Origin of the sequence: Planomonospora parontospora, assembly GCA_014647935.1 — a bacterium.
Classification (GTDB): Bacteria; Actinomycetota; Actinomycetes; order Streptosporangiales; family Streptosporangiaceae; genus Planomonospora; species Planomonospora parontospora.
Window position 1 is genome coordinate 265,722 of record BMQD01000005.1, and the last position, 15,996, is coordinate 281,717.

Genomic DNA, 15,996 nt, shown 5'->3' on the forward strand with positions numbered 1-15,996 from the left:
TCGTGGCACGGTGACCCGCGTCCTCGTCGTGGACAACCACGACAGCTTCGTGCACACCATCGTCCAGTACCTCCGCGAGCTCGGCGCCGTCTGCGACGTGCGCCCCCGCGACCATGTGACGGTCGAGGACACGGCGGGCTTCGACGGGGTCCTGATCAGCCCCGGTCCCGGCGCTCCCGAGGACGCCGGGGTGAGCCTCCCGCTGGTCCGCCACTGCGAGGCCCGCGACCTGCCGCTGCTCGGCGTCTGCCTGGGCCACCAGGCCATCGCGGTCGCCCACGGCGCCGTCGTGACGCGGGCCCCGGAGCTGATGCACGGCCGTACGAGCGCGATCTCCCACGACGGGCGCGGGGTCTTCGCCGGGCTGCCCTCCCCGGTCACCATGACGCGTTACCACTCGCTGGCCGTGCTGCCCGGCACGGTGCCGGAGGTCCTGGAGGTCAGCGCGACCGCGGACGACGGCGTGATCATGGGGCTCCGCCACCGTACGGCGCCGGTCGAGGGCGTGCAGTTCCACCCCGAGTCGGTGATCTCCGAGTACGGGCACCGGCTGCTCGGGAACTGGCTCGCACGGATCGTGTAACGCCGCCCGCGTACCGTACGACTAACCAGTGAGCCCTTCCGCCATTGCCCCCGAGTGGCGGAGGGGCTCTTCGCGTGCCCGGAAGGAGCCATGTCCGGCATACGCGAGAGGGCCCCCGCCACGGACGGGGGCCCTCTCAGGCCGGGCGGCCGGTCAGCCGTGCTCCCCATCGGGACTGTCGAAGAACGGGTCGTCGGTCGGCTCGTCGCTCGGGACGTCCGGCTGGTCGTCGGTCGGCTCGTCGCTCGGGAGACTGGGATCGTCGGTCGGCTGGGTCGGTTCCGCCGTCGGCATCGGAGGCTGGCCGCTGGAGACGGTGAGCGTGATCGTGGTGCCCGGCTGGATCTTCGCACCGCTCCCGGGACTCTGGCTGAGGACGGTGCCCTCCGCCTGGTCGCTCGGCTGCTCGACGGTCTTGACCTTGAAGCCCGCGTCCTTGAGCGCCTTGGTCGCGTCACCCACCGTGTAACCGGTGACGTCCGGGACCTCGACGGCCTCCTTGGGGATGTAGATGCGGACGGTCCCGCCCTTGGCCGCCTTCTTCCCGGCCTCCGGGTCGCTCTCCAGGACGACGCCCTGCGGGCGGGAGGACGCCTTGGTCACCACGGTCACCTCGAAGCCCTTGCCCTCGAGCTCGGCGGTGGCCTCCTCGACGGTCTTGCCGACCACGTCGGGCACCGTGACCCGCTCCACGCCCTTGGAGACGACGACCTTCACCTCGGTGTTCTTGTCCACCTTGGCGCCGGCCGCCGGGTCGGTCTCGATGACCGCGCCCTTCGGCTGCTCCTCGCTGAACTCCTCGGTCGTCTTGACCTTCAGCCCGAGAGCGCCGAGCTGCTTGGTCGCGGCCTCGACCGTCTGGGAGGCCAGCGCCGGGATCTCGACCTTGCCGTCACCCGTGGGCGTGCCCGGAGCACTGAGGAAGGTGTAGCCCACGCCGATGAAGGCACCGATGATCAGGAGCGGGATCAGGATCCACGCGGCGGTCTTGAGCGCGGTGTTGCCGCCTCCCTGGGCGCGCCGGCGTCCGCGCTCGCCCCGGCCGGCGCCGTCCTCGGTGCCGTACTCGTACGCCGGGACGGCGGTGGTGCGCTGGGTGACCGGCCCGCCCGGACCGGGCTGCTGCTGCATGGTCCGGGTGGCCGCGCCGTAGTTGTTGGCCAGCGCCATCGTCTGGGCGTCCATCGGCATGCCCTGCAGGGCCCGCTGGATGTCGGCGCGCATCTCACCGGCGCTCTGGTAGCGGTGCGCCGGGTCCTTCGCCATCGCCTTGAGCACGATGGCGTCGGCCCACGCGGGGATCTCCGGGTCGATCTGCGACGGCGGGATCGGGTCCTCGCGGACGTGCTGGTAGGCGATCGCCACCGGCGAGTCGCCGGTGAACGGCGGCTGCCCGGTCAGCAGCTCGTACAGCACGCAGCCGGTGGAGTAGATGTCACTGCGGGCGTCGACCCGCTCGCCCCTGGCCTGCTCCGGCGAGAGGTACTGGGCGGTGCCGATCACCTGGGCGGTCTGCGTCATCGTCGCGGCCGAGTCGGCCATCGCGCGGGCGATGCCGAAGTCCATGACCTTGACGTCGCCGTTCCGGGTGATCATGATGTTCGCCGGCTTGATGTCCCGGTGCACGATGCCGCCGCGGTGGCTGTAGTCCAGCGCCCGCAGGATCCCGTCGACCAACTCGGCCGCCCGCTCGGGCAGCAGCCGCCGGTCGGCCCGCAGGATGTCGCGCAGCGTGCTGCCGTCGACGTACTCCATCACGATGTACGGCACGGGCGCGCCCTCGGAGGTGTCCTCACCGGTGTCGTAGACCGCCACGATGGACGGGTGGTTCAGCGACGCGGCGGACTGCGCCTCGCGGCGGAAACGCGCCTGGAACGTGTGGTCCCTGGCCAGGTCCGCACGGAGGGTCTTGATCGCGACGATCCGGTCCAGCCGGATGTCTCGGGCGCGATAGACCTCGGCCATGCCGCCACGCCCGACGACGCCGTCAAGCTCGTAGCGGTCGCCTAGGCGTCGAGGCTGAGTCATTTCCTGCACTGTCCCTTACCGTTCATCTTGGGTGCCGGTGAGCTCTCAGGCCACCGGTGTCCATCATCGGCCCCTTCCCGCATCACGTCTCCCCATTCGGTGGGACCGTCTCGCCGGGCTCGGTGGTGACGCTCGGCGTGGGTTCCGGGGTCGTCGTCGGGGGCGGGGGAGTCGGGGTCGGAGTGGTCGGTGTGGGGCTCGGGGTCGCTGATTTCGTCGGCCCCGTGGTGGGCGTGGCCGACGTACTTACCGTAGCCGACGGCGACGGTGAAGGTCGGGGCGACTTGGTCGGAGGAGTGGCCGGCCGGGTCGTCGCAGGTCTGCTCCTGCCGGGGGCGGCGGACGGCGACGTGGAGGCCCGCGGCTCGGGGGTGAACGGCTTCACCGACTCGTGCCTGTCGTCCGGACCGCCCAGGTCCTGGAACATCAGCGCGCCCAGCCCGACGGCGGCGGCGCAGCCCGCGGCCACCGCGGTGATCGCGCCGGCCCGGCGCAGCCCGCTGCGGCGCGGCGCGGCCCGCCCGGCGCCCGCCGGGTCCGGTACGGCGCCCGCCGGGTCCGGTACGGCCTCCGCGGCGGGGAGGCCCCGGTAGCCGGTGGGATCGGTGAGCAGGACCAGGCCCGCGGCGCCCGCGGTGGCGAGCGACTCGCGCAGCACGTACGCCCGGTCCGACAGCTCCCTGGCGCTCGCCGGGCGCTGCGCGGGATCCTTGGCGAGGCAGGCCGCGACCAGGTCGCGCACCGGGCCGGGGACGCTCGCGGGCAGCGGCGGCGGCGGGTCGTTGAGGTGCATCAGCGCGATCGCCACCTGGTTCGCGGCGGTGAACGGCGGACGGCCGGTCAGGCACTCGTAGGCCACGACGCCCAGCGAGTAGAGGTCGGTGGCGGGGGTCAGCGTGATGCCGGACGCCTGCTCGGGGCTGACGTACTGGGCGGTGCCGAGGATGGTCCCGGTCTGGGTGACGGGCGCGGACTCCAGCGCCCTGGCGATGCCGAAATCGGTGATCTTGATCGCGCCGGCCCCGGTGACCAGCAGGTTGCCGGGCTTGACGTCCCGGTGGATGATCCCGGCCGCGTGCGCGGCGTGCAGCCCCCTGGCGGTCTGGTGCACCACGTCGAGGACGACCTCGGGGCTCAGCGCGCCGTTGCGGGCCAGGATGGCGGCCAGGGACTCCCCGGGGACCAGCTCCATGACGAGGTAGGCGACGTCGTCGGCCTCGCCGTAGTCGAAGACCTGGGCGATCCCGGGGTCGGCCAGCCCGGCGGCGATCCTCGCCTCGGTGCGGAACCGCCCGCGGAAGGCGGGGTCGTCCGCGAGGTGCCGCCGGAGCAGCTTCACGGCGACCTCGCGGCCGAGCAGCTCGTCCCTCGCCCGCCAGACCTCGCCCATGCCGCCCGCCGCGATGCGCTCCAGCAGGCGGTAGCGGTCCCCGAGGAACGACGTCATCTACCGAGCACCGCTTCCATCACGCTCCTGGCGATGGGGGCCGCGGTCTGGCCGCCGGAGGCGTCGTCACCGGCGCTGCCCGACTCGACGATGAGCGCGACGGCGACCTTGGGGTCCTCGGCGGGAGCGAAGGAGACGAACCAGGCGTGCGGGGCGCGGTTGCCGGAGGTCTCGGCGGTGCCGGTCTTGCCGGCGACGGCGACGCCCGGGATCTGCGCCGCGCTCGCCGTGCCCAGGTTGACGACGTTGACCATCATCTCCTTGAGCTTGGCCGCGGTCTCCTCGCTCATCGCGGTGGAGAGCTCCTCGGGGTCGGCGGTCTCGACCTCGCCGCCCTCGGCGTCGGCGACCTTGTTGACGAGGTACGGCTTCATGACCACGCCGTTGTTGGCGACGCCCGCCGCGACCATGGCCATCTGCAGCGGCGTCATCTGGTTGTTGCGCTGGCCGATCGAGGCCTGCGCGAGCGCGGCCTGGTCCTCCTCCTCGCCGATGCTGCTGGCCGAGACCGGCATCGGGATCTCCAGCTGCTCCCCGCCGATGCCGAACTTGGCGGCCTGCTCCTTCATCGCGTCGTAGCCGAGGTCCATGCCGATCTTGCCGAACGGCGTGTTGCAGGACTTCTCCAGCGCGTACGAGAGCGTCACGCGCCCGTTGCCGCAGGCGGAGTTGCCGTGGTTGGGCAGGTCGGCGGTGGTGTTCGGCAGGTCGAGCCGGGTCGGGGCGTCGATCTGGCTCTGCGGGCCGAGGGTGTCGTCGCTCTCCAGGTAGGCCGCCATGGTGACGACCTTGAAGGTCGAGCCCGGCGGGTAGGTCCGCTCGATCGCCCGGTTCAGCAGCGGCTGGTCCTCGTCCTCGGCCAGCTTCTCGTAGGCCTTGTTCACCCCCGCCTTGTCAGCCTTGGAGAGCGGGTTCGGGTCGTAGGTGGGGACGGAGACCATGGCCAGGATCGCGCCGGTCTTCGGCTCGATCGCGACCAGCGCGCCCTTCTTGCCGCTCTCGCTCAGCGCCTTGTAGGCCGCCTCCTGCGCCTTCGGGTTGATCGTCAGGTCGACGTTGGCGCCCTTGGTCTGGGTGCCGCTGAACAGGTCGATGCTGCGCCGGATGAGCAGGTCGGCGCTGGAGCCGTCGAGCAGGTCGTTCTTGGCCCGCTCGATGTCGCGCTCGCTCTCCGGCGCGAAGAAGCCGGTGATGGGCGCGTAGACCTTGCCCTCGGGATAGCGGCGGGAGTACTTGAAGGTGTTGTCGCCGGTCTCGACCGACTCGGCGAGCACCTTGTTCCCCGCGGTGATCCGGCCGCGCTGGACCTCGTAGCGGTCGTAGAAGTTGCGGACGTTGCGGGAGTCCGACCGCAGGTCCTCCGCCCGTACGGCCTGCAGGTAGTTCACGTTGAGCATGAGCAGGCCGAACATCAGCATGCAGGCCAGGGCGACGCGCTTGAGGGGACTGTTCATCGCTGGAACACCTGCGTCATTCCTTCGTCCTGGATGGCCTGGGGCGCCGGCCTGCGCGCCGCATCCGACATCCGCACCAGCAGCGCGATGAGGATCCAGTTGGACAGCAGCGCCGAGCCGCCCTGCGACATGAACGGGGTGACCAGGCCGGTGAGCGGGATCAGGTTGGTGACGCCGCCGACGATGATGAAGATCTGCCAGGCCAGCAGGAACGACAGGCCGCCCGCCAGCAGCTTGGTGAACGGGTCGCGGGCCGCGATCGAGGTCCGCAGGCCGCGCTCGACCAGCAGCGCGTAGACCATCAGCAGGGCCATCAGCCCGGTCAGGCCCAGCTCCTCACCGATGGCCGGGAAGATGAAGTCGGAGATGGCCAGCGGGATCCGCTCGGGATGGCCCTGGCCGAACCCGGTGCCGAGGACGCCGCCCTCGCTCATGGCGAACAGGCCCTGCATGAGCTGCTCGCTGCCGCCGGTCTTCACGAAGAGCTCGGGGTCCTCGGGATTGAGGTAGACCTCCCACCGGGCCTGCACGTGGTCGAAGATCAGCCCGGCGAGGACCGCGCCGCCGACGAAGAGCAGGATGCCGATCAGCACCCAGGAGGTGCGCTGGGTGGCGATGTAGAGCATCGCGATGAACGTGCCGAAGATGAGCAGGGAGGAGCCGAGGTCCTTCTGCAGGATCAGCACGCCGAGGCTGAGCCCCCAGGTGATGAGAATCGGGCCGAGGTCGCGGGCGCGGGGCAGGTCGATGAAGAGCAGCCGCCGCCCGGCCAGCGCCAGCACGTCGCGCTTGGCCACCAGGTAGCCGGCGAAGAAGACGAGCAGCGCGAGCTTGGCGAACTCGGCCGGCTGGAGCTGACCGCCGGGCACTTTGATCCAGATGCGGGCGCCGTTGATGTCCTCGCCGATGAACGGCAGCAGCGGCGAGATCAGCAGGACCAGGCCGATGGCCCCGGCGGTGTAGGTGAGCCTCTGCAGCGCCCGGTGGTCGCGGAGCACGACCAGCGTCACGGCGAACAGCACGACCCCGATCGCGGTGTACAGCAGCTGCTGGTTGGCCGAGGCGCCGAACGCCTTGACCTCCTCCAGCCGGTAGATCATCACCAGCCCGAGGCCGTTGATCAGCGTCACCAGCGGCAGGATCAGCGGGTCGGCCCAGGGCGCGAACTTCGCCAGCACCAGGTAGGCGGCCAGCATGAAGCCGCCCAGGCTGAGGCCGTAGGTGAGCATGCCGGAGGGGATCTGCCCGTCGATCGCCAGGCCCACGTTGGCGTACGCGCCCAACGTGATCACGACCGCGAAGGCGAGCATCGCCAGCTGCGCCAACCGCCGTTTGGCCGGCAGGGGGACGGGTTCGACGCTAGGGGTGCTCATGTCTCTATTGTGACCTTGTGGGATTCGGGGTGGGGGTGCCCTTCTGCGGCGGGCCGGTGGCGGCGGGCGGATCGGTGCTGGTCGTGCCGTCGTCGGGGGCCTTGCCGCCGGTGTCGCCGGTGTCGGGGGTCTGCTCGGCGGAGGCCTTCAGCTCGGCCACCTTCTTCAGGCCCGCGTCGACGTTCGCGACCGGGATGCCGTCGCGCACCTGGCCCTGCTGGAACGCGCCGAGGGTCGAGACCGCCACCTTGGTGCCGCGGACGGGGTCGAAGAGCTCGACGGGGCCGAGGGTGGTGTTCACCCCGCGGTAGACCACGATCTCGTCACCCCGCACCCCCACGAAGTACTGGTCGTCGAGCCACTGGCTCCCGAAATACCAGCCTAGGCCGCCGCCGACGAGGACGACGCCTCCCAGCGAGGCCAGGATCGGCCACACGCGCCGGCGTCTGGCCGGGCGGCGGGCCGCCGCCTGCCCTCTGGGGGCGGGCCCGTCGAGGTCGTCGTCCGTGACGACGGGCTGGGGCATGGTGATCGCCCCGCCCCCGGCCCCGGCCGTGCCCGGCGCCGCCGGTGACGGCTGCGAGAGGCTCAGGGTGGAGCCCGCGGCGCCCACCACGGCCGCCTCGGTGGACGGGGAGGAGAACCCCTCGTCCAGCTCCAGCACGTCGGCGACCACGCAGGTGATGTTGTCGGGGCCGCCGCCGCGGTTGGCCAGGTCGATCAGGGTGCGGACCACCGTCTCGGGGTCGTCGATCGTGGAGAGCGTGTGGTGCAGCGTCTCGGCGCTCACGACCCCGGACAGCCCGTCGGAGCAGAGCAGGTAGCGGTCGCCGACCTGGGCCTCGCGGAGCGACAGGTCGGGGTCGACCTCGCCGCTGCCGTCCAGCGCGCGCAGCAGGATCGAGCGCTGGGGGTGGGTGGCGGCCTCCTCCTGGGTGATCCGGCCGTCGTCCACCAGCGACTGCACGAGGGTGTGGTCGTGCGTGATCTGGTAGAGCTCCCCGGTGCGCAGCAGGTAGGCGCGCGAGTCGCCGACGTGGACCAGCGCGACCCTGGTGCCCGACCAGAGCATGGCGGTCAGGGTGGTGCCCATGCCCTTGAGACTGGGGTCCCGCCCCACCATCTCGTGGAGACGGCGGTTGGCGTCGCGGACGGCCGCCTCGATGGCGCTGAGCAGGTCACCCCCGAGTGCGTCCTCTTCGAGGGACGACATGGCGGCGATGGCGACCGAGCTGGCCACCTCACCGTGTGCGTGTCCGCCCATGCCGTCCGCGACGGCGAGCAGGCGGCCGCTGGCGTACGCCGAGTCCTCGTTGCCTTCGCGGAGGAGACCGACGTCCGAGCGGGCGGCGTAACGGAGTGCGATGGTCATTTGCGCAATTCGATGACGGTCTTACCGATGCGGATCGGAACGCCGAGCGGCACCGGAGTCGGACGGGTGACTTTGGAGCGGTCGAGGTAGGTGCCGTTGGTCGATCCGAGATCTTCCACGATCCACTGACCGTCCTGGGGGAAGAGCCGGGCGTGCCGGCTGGAGGCGTAGTCGTCGCTGACTACCAGGGTGGCGTCGTTCGCCCGGCCGATGGTGATGGGCGTCTCCGAGAGGGTGATGGTGGTGCCCTGGAGGGGGCCGCCGGTGACGACCATCTGCCGGGGCTCCCCCTTCTTGGACTTGGCCGCGGGTTTGGCCGGTTTGGGAGCCTTGCGCGCGGGAGCGGTGGCGGGCGTGCGGGATCCGAACAAGTCTGTCCGGATCACACCGACCGCGGCAATCACGAAGAACCACAGCACCGCGAGGAACGCGAGGCGGATCAACAGCAGCGTGAGCTCGGACATGGACCGTCTGTTTACCTTTAATCGCGCCGGAAAACCAGGGTCGTGCGCCCGAGCGTCACGCGAGTGCCGTTCTGGAGCTCGATCCGGCGAACCGGCTGGCCGTTGACGAAAGTGCCGTTCGTGGAGCCGAGGTCGACGAGCATGACCTGCGGACCCTCCACTCGCAGCTCGGCGTGGTGCCGGGACACGCCCGGATCCACGAGCCGGAGATCGCAGTCGGTGCCCCTGCCGAGCAGGGTCACCGGTGTGGTCAGATCGTAGGACCGCTGGCCCTGCGGGTCATCCTGGGTGGAGACCAGCAGCCGGGGCCTGCCCTCGAACGCGTGCGAGCGGCCGGCGGGCACGTCGGTCACGGGCTTGCGGATCTCGTCCTGCTCGACCGTGGCTCCGCGGATCACTCCGGAGCGGATCCGGAACAGGCCGACCGCGAGGTCGTCCGCCGTCTCGAAACGCACCCGGACGGGTCCCACGAACGAGTAGCCCTGCTCCTTGGCGTACTCGCGGGCGAGGTTGGCCAGCTCGTGGCTGATGCTGTCGGCGTACACCTGCAGGCGCTCGCTGTCGGTCGTGGACAGCTCGACCACGAAGTCGTTCGGGACGAGCGTCCGCCCCTGGGCGACGATCGCGGCCCGCTCGTCCATCTCCCGCTGCACCGCGCTGGCGACCTCGACCGGCTGAAGGTCGGACTTGAACGCACGCGCAAAGGCCCCCTCAACCAAGCCTTCGAGCCTCCGCTCGAAGCGCTGAAGGACTCCCACCGGGTACCTCCCTTCCTCCGTCATCTAGAAGGATCGTATCCGGGTTCGTGGGTACCGGCTGATCCGTGCTAATGTTTCGAGCGCACCCAAACAAGGGCGGGTGGCGGAACGGCAGACGCGCACGGTTCAGGTCCGTGTGTCCGAAAGGACGTGAGGGTTCAAATCCCTCCTCGCCCACTCTAAGTCGGCCCCGGCTGGTCGCGGACGGAAGTCCGCTTCCCCGGGGCCTTTTCGTTGTTCCCTCCAGGGGGCGACCCCCTGGAACCCCCGATGTGGGGGCTCCGCCCCCACGCCCCCGGCTGCGCCTCCCCTGGGGCGGGTCTGAGCTTCTTGTGCGTCACGGGTTCTCCGGCGGGGGCTCGGGACGGCTTGTTCCCCCGCCCAGGTTGCGCCTCCCTTGGGGCGGGTTTCCTGCCGGGGTGGGGGTCACGGGTTCTCGGGCTCGGGACGGGGCGGCTTCCCGGTTCTCCGGGAGCGCTTCGGGTCCGGAGGGGTGGGCGATGGGTCTCCGTGGACCGGTGGGCGGTCCGGTCGGTGTAGTGGCCGGGGAGGGCCGGTGGACGGCCTCCGGGGGCCGTGTCGGACGGCGCCCCGGGTCCTTTCTAGTCGCGGTCGCTTGTCGGTGGCTTTCGGACGGCTTGCACAGGCTTTGCGGGCTGCGGTTTTACGCTGACAGAGAAAAACGGGCCGGAGAAGGCGACTTCTCCGGCCCGTCCGTAAATCCGGCTCAGTGCGCGACGGGCACCCGGACGTCCAGCAGCTCGCCGAGCAGGTCGGTGAGGCTCACCATGCCGACCACCTCGTCCGCGTCCCTGACGAGGCCCACGTGCGCGTGGGCCTCCTGCAGGGTGGCGACGGCCTCCGAGACGGTCGTGGACCTCTCCAGCCGGGGAACGGGGCGGGCCAGCTCCGCGGGGCTCGCCTCCGGCCGGATCAGGACGTCCCGGACGTGCAGGACCCCCAGGACGTCGCGGGGGTCGCCGGAGCCCACCAGCAGGCGCAGGTGACCGCTGTCGCCGGCGGTCCGCCGGACCTGGGCGGCGGTGGCGTCGGCGGCCACCCGGACGGCCTCGGCGATGGGCAGCATCAACCGCTCGATCGGCTGCTGGTGGACCCGCAGGGCCCGGGTCAGCAGGTCGTGCTCGTCGCGGTCCAGCAGTCCCATCCGGCCCGACTCGCCGACCAGCATGGCCAGCTGGACCGGGGTCCTGGTGGTGGCCAGCTCGTCCCTGGCGTGCACGCCGAACAGCCGCAGCGCGGCGTTGGTGAGACCGTTGAGGGAGGCCAGCACCGGCCGGACCACCCGGGTGAAGCCGCGGAACGGCAGGGCCAGGCCCATCGCCGCGATCTCCGGGTGGGTCAGCGCCCACGACTTGGGCGCCATCTCGCCGACCACCATGTGCAGGAAGGTCACCAGGGCCAGCGCGATCACCAGGGAGATGGGGACCCGGAACGACTCGGGGACCCCGATCGCGCCGAAGACCGGCTCCAGGAGGTGCTCGATGGCCGGCTCGGTCACCATGCCCAGACCGAGCGAGCACAGGGTGATGCCGAGCTGGGCCCCGGCCAGCATCAGGGAGAGCTCCCTGCCGCCGCGTACGGCGGCGCGGGCGGCCAGCCGGGTCAGCCGGCCGCCCTTGCCCGCGAGCTCCTCCAGACGGTGCCTGCGGGCAGAGATGACCGCGAACTCGGCGGCGACGAAGAAGGCGTTCCCGATCAGCAGGGCGACGCCGAGCAGCAGCGCTCCGGTGGTGCTCATCGGCCGCTCACCCGCCCGCTCCGGGCCATGGAGCCCTGGTGGGCCCGCTCATGGGAGCTCTCATGGGGATCCTCACGGGAGTCCTCACCGGGAGCCCCGCCCTCCGGGATCCCCGGCTCCGCCGCGCGCCCGGCCGGCTCCGCCTCGGGCAGGTCGCGACCGGCGTGACCGGCCGGGGCGAGCCGTACCCACTCGGGGACCCTGCGGTGCACCGAGAGGACCGTCAGGACCGCCTCGGCCTCGTCCGGCCCGTCCGCCTCCAGCGGGTCGCCCTCCACGGTCAGGGTGACGGGCACCGCGTCGCCGGGCTCCGCCATGCGGCCGAGCACGGACAGGACCAGCCCGGCGATGGTGTCGTAGCCGTCGCTCTCGGGGAGGGACAGGCCGGTCGCCCGCTCGACCTCGTCGAGGCGGAGCGTGCCGGGCACGTCCCAGGTGCCGTCGCCGCCCGCCACGACGCCGGCGGGCTCGGGGTCGTTCTCGTCGACCAGCTCGCCGACGAGCTCCTCGGCGAGGTCCTCGACGGTGACCACGCCGGCCAGCCCGCCGTACTCGTCGATGACGCAGGCGAGGTCGTCGCGGGCGGCGCGCATGCGCTCCAGCACGACCGGGAGCGGCAGGGAGTCGGGGACCAGCAGGGCCGGGCGGGTGATCAGCTCCAGCGGGTCGTCGTCGGCCAGGTCCGAGCGGAGCAGTTCGCGCACGCCGGTGACGCCGACGACATCCTCGCCGGTGCGCCGGCAGAGCACCGGGTAGCGGGAGTGGCCGTGCTCGCGGACCGCGTCGAGCAGGTCGGAGATCGGGCGGTCGTCGCGGAGCAGCACCACGCGGGGGCGCGGGACCATGACGTCCTCGGCCGTGCGGTCGCCGAACTCCAGTGCGCGCTCCAGCAGCTCGGACAGGCGCGGCGGCAGGTCGCCGGTCGCGCCCGACTCGGCGATGATCCGGGACAGCTCCTCCGGGCTCGCGCCGTGCTCGATCTCCTCGACCGGTTCCACGCCGACCTTGCGGAGCAGGCCGGTGGCGGCGGAGTCGAACAGCCGGATGACCGGTCCGGCGACCTTGAGGTAGACCAGGGTCGAGCGGGCCAGGAACTTGGCCACCGGCTCGGGCCGGGCGATGCCGAGGTTCTTGGGGGCGAGCTCGCCGAGGACCATCTGGACGACGGTCGCCACCGCGACGGCCAGCGCGATCGCCACGCCGGGCACCGCGCCCGCGGGCAGCCCGGCGGCCTCCAGGCCGGGGCGGATCACGGTGGCGATGGCGGGCTCGGCGATGAAGCCGACCAGCAGGGCCGTGACGGTGATGCCGAGCTGGGCGCCCGAGAGCATGAAGGACAGGCGCCCCGTCACCTCCAGCGCGCGCCGGGCGGCGGCGTCACCGGCGTCGGCCTGCTCGCGCAGCACGCCGCGGTCGGCGGCGACGAAGGCGAACTCCTGGGCGACGAAGTAGCCGGTGGCGGCGGTGAGGAGCAGTACGGCCAGCAGGCCGAGAGCCGTGTTCACCGGGCGGCTCTCCCGATCAGGTCAGTGGGGCCCGTGCACGCGCACGGGCAGGTACTCCACGAGTCCGGAGTGGACACGATCATCCTTTCGAGTGGTTGTCGTCTTCTACGGTAACGATCGGGACGGTGATCGATGTTTCCGGATGGCTCAACGATCGGGTTCTCGACCGTCCAGTACCCTTCTGAGTACTTTTCCACAGGGAAACCTTGACGACGCCTCTACGCGGGTGAGAGCCACGAAGTAGCGTCGATGGTGATGATTCCCTCGTTCCCGCCGCCGGTTGGAAACGCAGGGCTGGAAGCGGCTTCGAGAAGTGGCGGAGATTCGACGTGGGTGACTGGCAGGAAGACGACGACCGCACCCGTGCGCTGCGGTCGCCCGTGCCCACACCCGTGGCGCGGGACGAGACCACGCCCCGGGCGGTCTCCCGGGTGTACGGCAAGGCACGGCAGGGCAGCGCCCCCGTCCGGCCCCTTCCGGGTTCGCCCGGATCCCCCGCCGGGCCCGCGGGCTCCGCGGGGAGTCCTCCCGGAACTCCGCCCGGAGCCCCCTCCTCCGGCGGGAAGGGCGGTTTCCGGATGCCGAACATGAGCCTGCGGCCGAAAGGCGGCGGGGGGCCGAGGCGGCCGGGCCGGTGGTTCCTGCGGATCCTCGCGGGCCTGCTCGTCCTGCTGCTGGTGCTCGCCGTCGGCGGATACTTCACGATCGACTCGCGGCTGAAGCGGATCGAGGCGCTCGGCGACTACGAGGGGCGGCCCGCCGACACCCCCGGCACGAACTGGCTGCTGGTCGGCTCCGACAGCCGGGAGGGCCTGACCAAGGCCCAGCGCCGCAAGCTCGCCACCGGCAGCTCCGTGGGCCGCCGCACCGACACGATGATGCTGCTGCACATCCCCGACGGCGACGGCCGCCCGACCCTGGTCAGCCTGCCCCGTGACTCCTACGTCCCCATCGACGGCCACGGCAGCGACAAGCTCAACGCGGCCTACGCCTACTCCGACGGCGGGCCGAAGCTGCTGGCCAAGACGGTGGAGCAGGTCAGCGGGCTGCGGATCGACAACTACATGGAGATCGGCTTCGGCGGCTTCGTGGGCATCGTGGACGCCATCGGCGGCGTCGAGATCGACGTCAAGCAGAACATCAAGGACCCCAAGGCCGGGATCAACCTGAAGAAGGGCGTGCAGACGCTCGACGGCGGCACGGCCCTCGGCTACGTCCGCACCCGCGCGACCGGGGCCGTCCCCGACTTCGACCGGACCCAGCGCCAGCGCCAGTTCTTCTCCGCCGTGGTGAAGAAGGCCGCGAGCCCGGGCGTCCTGCTCAACCCCTTCACCTCCGTCCCGCTGGCGTTCAGCGCCACCGACTCGGTGGCCGTCGGGACGGAGACCGGCTCGTTCGACCTGCTCTCCCTCGCCCTGGCGATGGGGGACAACCCCGTCACCACGGTCGTGCCGATCGGTTCCCTGCCCACCATCAACGGCCAGTCGGTCGTCAAGTGGGACCGGGAGAAGGCCCTGCGCATGTTCAGGGCCCTGGCCGAGGACAAGCCCGTCCCCAAGGACGTCCTCGCCAAGTAGCGTCCCCGGCCCCGCCAGGCAGCGTCCCCGGCCCCGGCGGACGGGCCGGTCCGGGCGGATGCCCGACCGGAGCCGCGGTCCGCACCGGTCACGGCCGGACGGGCCGGGACGAGGCTGGAGGGGCCGAGACGGGGCGGGACCGGACGGGACGGGGCCCGGCGGGATCCGGGCAGGACCGACCGGGTCCCCGCCGGAGGTCCGGACCCGTCAGGATGCGGCGACCACGGCCACGGCTCCGACCGCGATGGCGGCGTTGATCGAATCGATGGTCTTGGCCACGGCCTGGCCCACCCACTCGCTCTCCACGATCTCCTTGACGCGCTCCTTGCGCACGCCGGGGAACGCCTTGCGGTCGATCTTGGCCGCGTGCAGGACGGCGATCAGCACGGCCACCCGCTCGTCCGGGTCCGCCCCGTCCAGCACGCTCTGCACCCGCTCGCGGATCTCCCGCTCCACCCGCGGGTCGCGCTCCGGGTAGCGGGCGACGGGGAAGATCCCGAGGACCTTCCGGTGCTCCTCGTTCAGCACTCCGCGCTCGGCCAGCCCGGTGAGCAGGCGCTTGCGGAGCTTGGCGGAGGAGAGCCGGTAGACCCACCAGTCGGGCTTGCGCTCCTTGGCCTCCCCGGCGATCCGGGCGAGCGTCGCGTCCAGCTCCTCGTCCCCCAGCGGGGTCGCGTCCCTGACCGTGACCTTCTTCCCGTCCAGGTCGATGCGGCCGTTCACGGCGAGCTCCGCCAGCAGCGCGCCGCCGAGCGCGGAGTCCAGCTGCGTCGCCCCGACCAGTGGCTTGCCCTCGGTCTCCTCGTGGGCGAGGAGGAGGACTTCTTCGGCGATGGTGGTCATGATCCGACCCTATTGCGGCATCCTCGCACCGGGCATCCCCGCACCGGGCATCCCCGCACCGGGCATCCCCGCACCGGGCATCCCTGCGTCCGCCGCCGTGCCGTCCCCGCCGTGCCGTCCCCGCCGTGCCGCCCCCGCCGGGCGCCGAGCCGCGACCGGGACGTAAGCACCACGTAAGAGCCGGGCCGGGATCGCGGGCGTACCTTCGGGGCGAAGCCGACAGCGCGCCGGGAGGACCCGTGAGAACGAAGAGACCGCTCCGCCACCCCGCCGTCCGGGTGGTCCTGGCACTCGGCGCGGCCGGGCTCGCCGTCGCGCTGTACCTGTTCCAGCCGTGGCGGCTGTTCACCACGGTCGAGGTGAACGAGGCGCCACCGTCCGCGGCCGCCTCTTCCGTGCCCGCCTCCTCCGCGCCGGGAGCGGAGGGCGAGGAGGGCGCCCCGGACACGCCCGCCGAACCGGTCTCCGGGCCGAGGACCGTGGCGACCGGCGTGTTCGTCTCCCACGAACACGGCACGACGGGCACGGCCAAGGTGCTGGAGCTGGCCGACGGTCGCCGGGTGCTGAGGATCGAGGACCTGGACACCTCCGACGGGCCGGACCTGCGGGTCTGGCTGAGCGACCAGCCGGTCAAGGAGGGCCGGGCGGGGTGGTTCAACCTCGACGACGGCGAGCACCTGGAGCTGGGCGGGCTAAAGGGCAACAAGGGCGACGCCAACTACGCCATCCCCGCCGGGGCCGACCTGGAGGATCTGCGGACCGTCACCATCTGGTGCAAGCGCTTCAGCGTCTCCTTCGGCGCCGCCGCGCTGGCCTGACCCCGTCCGGAGGGC

General features: G+C 71.8%; 13 protein-coding genes and 1 tRNA gene. 4 read left to right on the plus strand and 10 right to left on the minus strand.

The genetic code is table 11. The features are described 5' to 3' along the window. Positions 1 to 10 precede the first annotated feature (10 nt). Positions 11 to 583: an anthranilate synthase component II gene (locus tag IEZ07_RS10485; RefSeq protein ID WP_068900147.1), complete on the plus strand. Its 573-nt coding sequence runs from the start codon at positions 11 to 13 to the stop codon at positions 581 to 583. 153 nt (positions 584 to 736) lie between these two features. On the opposite strand, the gene pknB is transcribed toward IEZ07_RS10485, so the two are convergent. From pknB to IEZ07_RS10520, 7 genes are all read right to left on the minus strand, one after another. After that, positions 737 to 2,611 carry a Stk1 family PASTA domain-containing Ser/Thr kinase gene (pknB, locus tag IEZ07_RS10490; protein WP_191894545.1) on the minus strand — a complete coding sequence of 625 codons (1,875 nt, stop codon included), beginning with the start codon at positions 2,609 to 2,611 and terminating at the stop codon, positions 737 to 739. An 82-nt stretch (positions 2,612 to 2,693) separates the two neighbouring features. Next, positions 2,694 to 4,058 carry a serine/threonine-protein kinase gene (locus IEZ07_RS10495; RefSeq protein WP_191894546.1) on the minus strand — a complete coding sequence of 455 codons (1,365 nt, stop codon included), beginning with the start codon at positions 4,056 to 4,058 and terminating at the stop codon, positions 2,694 to 2,696. Continuing rightward, positions 4,055 to 5,512, minus strand: coding sequence for a peptidoglycan D,D-transpeptidase FtsI family protein (locus IEZ07_RS10500; RefSeq protein ID WP_191894547.1), 1,458 nt, complete (start codon positions 5,510 to 5,512; stop codon positions 4,055 to 4,057). The genes IEZ07_RS10495 and IEZ07_RS10500 overlap by 4 nt, the downstream gene beginning before the upstream one ends. Then, positions 5,509 to 6,885 carry an FtsW/RodA/SpoVE family cell cycle protein gene (locus IEZ07_RS10505; protein ID WP_191894548.1) on the minus strand — a complete coding sequence of 459 codons (1,377 nt, stop codon included), beginning with the start codon at positions 6,883 to 6,885 and terminating at the stop codon, positions 5,509 to 5,511. Before IEZ07_RS10505 ends, IEZ07_RS10500 begins: the two co-directional genes overlap by 4 nt. 4 nt (positions 6,886 to 6,889) lie before the next feature. Further along, positions 6,890 to 8,257, minus strand: coding sequence for a Stp1/IreP family PP2C-type Ser/Thr phosphatase (locus tag IEZ07_RS10510; RefSeq protein WP_191894549.1), 1,368 nt, complete (start codon positions 8,255 to 8,257; stop codon positions 6,890 to 6,892). Next, a complete protein-coding gene (locus IEZ07_RS10515) occupies positions 8,254 to 8,721 on the minus strand; it encodes an FHA domain-containing protein FhaB/FipA (RefSeq protein ID WP_068900135.1) in 468 nt (155 codons plus the stop codon). The genes IEZ07_RS10510 and IEZ07_RS10515 overlap by 4 nt, the downstream gene beginning before the upstream one ends. Before the next feature lie 17 nt (positions 8,722 to 8,738). Beyond that, positions 8,739 to 9,479, minus strand: coding sequence for an FHA domain-containing protein (locus IEZ07_RS10520; RefSeq protein WP_068900132.1), 741 nt, complete (start codon positions 9,477 to 9,479; stop codon positions 8,739 to 8,741). 94 nt (positions 9,480 to 9,573) lie between these two features. Between IEZ07_RS10520 and IEZ07_RS10525 the strand changes: the two genes are divergently transcribed. Beyond that, positions 9,574 to 9,656: transfer RNA gene (locus tag IEZ07_RS10525), tRNA-Leu, on the plus strand. Between the two features lie 550 nt (positions 9,657 to 10,206). Here the strand turns inward: IEZ07_RS10525 and IEZ07_RS10530 are convergent. Both IEZ07_RS10530 and IEZ07_RS10535 read right to left on the minus strand, forming a co-directional pair. Next, the gene (locus IEZ07_RS10530; RefSeq protein ID WP_191894550.1) at positions 10,207 to 11,238 is read right to left on the minus strand and encodes a hemolysin family protein; all 1,032 of its coding nucleotides are present in this window, start codon (positions 11,236 to 11,238) and stop codon (positions 10,207 to 10,209) included. Continuing rightward, positions 11,235 to 12,743, minus strand: a complete 1,509-nt coding sequence (locus IEZ07_RS10535) for a hemolysin family protein (RefSeq protein ID WP_191894551.1) — start codon at positions 12,741 to 12,743, stop codon at positions 11,235 to 11,237. The genes IEZ07_RS10530 and IEZ07_RS10535 overlap by 4 nt, the downstream gene beginning before the upstream one ends. A gap of 587 nt (positions 12,744 to 13,330) precedes the next feature. Between IEZ07_RS10535 and IEZ07_RS10540 the strand changes: the two genes are divergently transcribed. Continuing rightward, positions 13,331 to 14,320, plus strand: a complete 990-nt coding sequence (locus tag IEZ07_RS10540) for an LCP family protein (protein WP_239319906.1) — start codon at positions 13,331 to 13,333, stop codon at positions 14,318 to 14,320. Between the two features lie 207 nt (positions 14,321 to 14,527). Here the strand turns inward: IEZ07_RS10540 and IEZ07_RS10545 are convergent, their stop codons facing one another. Further along, positions 14,528 to 15,163 (minus strand): GOLPH3/VPS74 family protein, encoded by a 636-nt coding sequence (locus IEZ07_RS10545; RefSeq protein WP_239319904.1) that lies wholly within the window; start codon positions 15,161 to 15,163, stop codon positions 14,528 to 14,530. 239 nt (positions 15,164 to 15,402) lie between these two features. Here IEZ07_RS10545 and IEZ07_RS10550 point away from each other — a divergent pair, with 239 nt between their 5' ends. Further along, complete coding sequence (locus IEZ07_RS10550) at positions 15,403 to 15,981, plus strand: DM13 domain-containing protein (RefSeq protein WP_191894552.1); 579 nt, start codon at positions 15,403 to 15,405, stop codon at positions 15,979 to 15,981. The last annotated feature ends 15 nt before the right edge of the window (positions 15,982 to 15,996 follow it).

Coding starts and splice junctions, on each gene's coding strand:
- IEZ07_RS10545 (WP_239319904.1), bottom strand. CDS start 15,163: ATGACCACCATCGCCGAAGAAGTCCTCCTCCTCGCCCACGAGGAGACC.
- IEZ07_RS10510 (WP_191894549.1), bottom strand. CDS start 8,257: ATGACCATCGCACTCCGTTACGCCGCCCGCTCGGACGTCGGTCTCCTC.
- IEZ07_RS10530 (WP_191894550.1), bottom strand. CDS start 11,238: ATGAGCACCACCGGAGCGCTGCTGCTCGGCGTCGCCCTGCTGATCGGG.
- IEZ07_RS10505 (WP_191894548.1), bottom strand. CDS start 6,885: ATGAGCACCCCTAGCGTCGAACCCGTCCCCCTGCCGGCCAAACGGCGG.
- IEZ07_RS10540 (WP_239319906.1), top strand. CDS start 13,331: ATGAGCCTGCGGCCGAAAGGCGGCGGGGGGCCGAGGCGGCCGGGCCGG.
- IEZ07_RS10495 (WP_191894546.1), bottom strand. CDS start 4,058: ATGACGTCGTTCCTCGGGGACCGCTACCGCCTGCTGGAGCGCATCGCG.
- IEZ07_RS10515 (WP_068900135.1), bottom strand. CDS start 8,721: ATGTCCGAGCTCACGCTGCTGTTGATCCGCCTCGCGTTCCTCGCGGTG.
- IEZ07_RS10500 (WP_191894547.1), bottom strand. CDS start 5,512: ATGAACAGTCCCCTCAAGCGCGTCGCCCTGGCCTGCATGCTGATGTTC.
- pknB (WP_191894545.1), bottom strand. CDS start 2,611: ATGACTCAGCCTCGACGCCTAGGCGACCGCTACGAGCTTGACGGCGTC.